Consider the following 1,494-nt stretch of genomic DNA (forward strand, 5'->3'; position numbering starts at 1 on the left):
CAGTATTCAGTCGCAGTTTGCAGTTCGTAAGACCGAAGACAACAGCCCAAAGTTTACCACCCTCCAACCATTACAACAACGACGGTTGCTGAGCCTGCCGAACCACAACCAGTCCCCAGAAGCAAGACACAAGAAGCAAGAAGCAAGAATTGGAAACCTAAGGCCCAAAGTTTACCAGCCTCCAACCATTACAACGCGAAGCGAACAACCATTACAACAACGACAACAATGATGGTTGGTGAGCCTGCCGAACCACAACCCTTCCAACCTGACAACCCGACAACAACGACGGTTGGTGAGCCTGCCGAACCACAACCAGTCCCCAGAAGCGAGACACAAGAAGCAAGAAGCAAGAATTGGAAACCTAAAGCCCAAAGTTTACCAGCCTCCAACCATTACAACGCGAAGCGGACAACCATTACAACAATTACAACCCTTCCAAGGTAAGACGTAAGTAGTAAGAGGTAAACCGGAGACAACTGCCCAAAGTTTACCTTCCTCCAACCATTACAACAACGACAACCATTACAACCCTTCAAAAGTAAGACGTAAGTAGTAAGAAGTAAACCGGAGACAGCAGCCCAAAGTTTACCAGCCTCCAACCATTACAACGCGAAGCGGACAACCATTACAACCCTTCCAAGGTAAGACGTAAGTAGTAAGAGGTAAACCGGAGACACTTGCTCAAAGTTTAGTATCCTCCAGCCATTACGGTTAGTGAGCAGAGTCGAACCACAACCATGACAAAAACGACAACTAATGTTCAGCCTCGAAGAAAAAAAGCGTCAAATAAAAAACATTGAAATGGGCTTTAAGAAGATATTTCCACAAGTCTTGAAAGAAATTGAGCACTACGGACAAGTTCTTCAAGAGAAAATGGCACGAGAGGATAGATCAAATGGAGAATGATTCAACACTTAACTAGTAACCCTTAATTATAACCTTGAAATAGGTTCGATCCCTGACAGGATCACGTCTGAGAAGCATCTTGTCAATTCAACTCCAGCTCTTATTACGAAGTAGCAGATTCGATTCCCGCTCCTGGTACGACCCAAGCTATGGCGGAATTTTAACCCTTAACAACTAACGACCAACATCGGTCATCCGACAACAACGACAACCCGACAACAACGACAACCATTACAACATTCTCTCCTCTAAAATCGGTCATCCAGCATCGGTCATCCACCAACAATGACAACCCGACAACGCGAAGCTGACAACCATTACAACTCGAAAACAAATACAACCCTTCCAACCCTTCCCAAATCAAAACTCCCCACTACAAAGTAATAGAGGCCTCTTCCGGTTGGAAAATGGTCGACTTCCAGGAAATCTGGCGATACAAGGATCTCCTCTATTTCCTCACCCTTCGTGGCATAAAAGCCCGATACGCACAGTCTATCCTTGGCGTATCTTGGGCAATCATCCAGCCTCTTTTCACCACCTTGGTCTTCACTTTGGTATTCGGAGGACTGGCAAAAGTAGACTCCG

The 1,494-nt window shown here is 45.6% G+C and carries 2 protein-coding genes; both read left to right on the forward strand.

Annotation, left to right across the window (positions count from 1 at the left end; all coding sequences use genetic code 11):
- Nucleotides 1-232 (forward strand): hypothetical protein (locus ACK4HU_RS21920; protein ID WP_409810345.1); only part of this gene is annotated, 232 nt, incomplete at its 5' end.
- Nucleotides 233-759: 527 nt separating this feature from the next.
- Nucleotides 760-909: a hypothetical protein gene (locus ACK4HU_RS21925; RefSeq protein ID WP_409810348.1), complete on the forward strand. Its 150-nt coding sequence runs from the start codon at nucleotides 760-762 to the stop codon at nucleotides 907-909.
- Nucleotides 910-1,494: the final 585 nt, after the last annotated feature.

Origin of the sequence: Algoriphagus sp., assembly GCF_046296635.1 — a bacterium.
In the GTDB taxonomy this organism is placed as follows: domain Bacteria; phylum Bacteroidota; class Bacteroidia; order Cytophagales; family Cyclobacteriaceae; genus Algoriphagus.

Coding starts and splice junctions, on each gene's coding strand:
- ACK4HU_RS21925 (WP_409810348.1), top strand. CDS start 760: ATGTTCAGCCTCGAAGAAAAAAAGCGTCAAATAAAAAACATTGAAATG.